Source organism: Methylopila musalis (genome assembly GCF_042679725.1).
In the GTDB taxonomy this organism is placed as follows: Bacteria; Pseudomonadota; Alphaproteobacteria; order Rhizobiales; family Methylopilaceae; genus Methylopila; species Methylopila musalis.
Genome location: NZ_JBHTMX010000345.1, coordinates 1 through 1,457 on the forward strand (window position 1 = coordinate 1; position 1,457 = coordinate 1,457).

Consider the following 1,457-nt stretch of genomic DNA (forward strand, 5'->3'; position numbering starts at 1 on the left):
GCAGCGCGCGGCGCATGGCGGGGGCGAGCAGCGGGCAGGCTTCGATCTCCGCGATGGCGTGGCTGCGCGCCTGGGCGAAGCCGACGCGGACGCGGCCCTCCGCGTCCTTGCGGGCGTGGAAGGTGGCCCGCCGCCGCCCGTCGCCATGGGCGTCGAGGCAGTCCGCCGTCACCGCGGCGACGTCGAGACGCTCCCGGCGGAACGCGTCCACGAGCTGCTCCCGCTTCCAGCGCAGCGCCGCCGCCTGCTCGTACTCCTGCAACGCGCAGCCGCCGCAGACGCCGACCTCGGGGCAATAGGCGGCGACCCGCTCGGGCGCCGCCTCCACCACCGCGAGCAGCCGGCCGCGCTCGCCGTCGCGCGCCACCTCCACCCGCTCGCCGGGCAGGGCGCGGGGCACGAACAGCAGGCCCTCGGGCGTCTCCGCCACGCCGTCGCCGCGATGGCCAAGGCGCGCAATGGTGACGAGATCAGCCATGTCCGCGCCTCGCCGCCAGCAGGAACTCCACGTTGCCGTCGCCGCCGGCGATGGGCGAGGGCGTGACGCCAAGCACGTCGAAGCCGAGATCGGCGACCAGCGCGCGGGCGGCCTCCACCGCGCGGTCGCGGGCGGCGGGATCCTTCACCACGCCGTTCTTGCCGATGTCGCGTTTGCCCACCTCGAACTGCGGCTTCACCAGCGCCACGAGGGTCGCGTCGGCGGACGCGAGCGCGAGCGCCGCCGGCAGCACGGCGGAAAGGGGCGCGAAGCTGACGTCGCACACGATCAGCGACGGCGGCGCGGGCAGGCGCGCGGCGTTGAGCGCGCGGATGTCGGTCTCCTCCAGGCTGAGAAGGCGCGGGTGGCTGCGCAGGCTCGGGTGCAGCTGCTCGCGGCCCACGTCCACCGCCGTCACATGCGCCGCGCCGCGCTCCAGCAGCGCCTGCGAGAACCCGCCCGTGGAGGCGCCCACGTCCAGCGCCTGCCGGCCGGCGACCGCGACGCCAAAAAGATCCAGCGCATGGGCGAGCTTCACGCCGCCGCGCGACACGTAAGGATGCGCAGGCGTGGCGGTGAGAGATGCGTCCGGCGCCAGCATGTCGGAAGCGCGCGCGACCGCGCGGCCGTCCGCCGTGACGCCGCCCGCCGCGATGGCGGCCTGCGCCTTGGCGCGGCTTTCGAACAGGCCGCGCTCGACCAGAAGCTGATCGGCGCGCCGACGGGGGGCGGGCGTCAATGGGGGCACGGGTCTCTGCGGCGAAGCGGGGCGAGAACCGCGCCTCTCTAGCAGATCGACGCCGCCGGGGGCCAGCGGGGCCGCCCGTTAACGGGCGTTGGACTAGGCTTTTCGCGGTTAAGCGGGGGAACATGCGCATGACGGACGGGCCGAGCGTCTCGGAACTGGTGGATGGCGGCCGCCGGCGGCTGCTGCGCGTGGGCCTCGCCGCCGCCGCGGCGCTCGCCGCGCCGGCCGAGG

Annotated in this window: 1 protein-coding gene and 1 pseudogene; both read right to left on the reverse strand. The window is 75.8% G+C overall.

Annotated features, from left to right (window positions below):
- Positions 1 to 478: pseudogene (locus ACFQ4O_RS17485) on the reverse strand (RNA methyltransferase); the annotation flags it as partial.
- On the reverse strand, positions 471 to 1,217 hold the full coding sequence (locus ACFQ4O_RS17490; RefSeq protein ID WP_378777649.1) for a TlyA family RNA methyltransferase: 747 nt from the start codon (positions 1,215 to 1,217) through the stop codon (positions 471 to 473). The pseudogene ACFQ4O_RS17485 and the gene ACFQ4O_RS17490, both read right to left, overlap by 8 nt.
- Between the last annotated feature and the right edge of the window lie 240 nt (positions 1,218 to 1,457).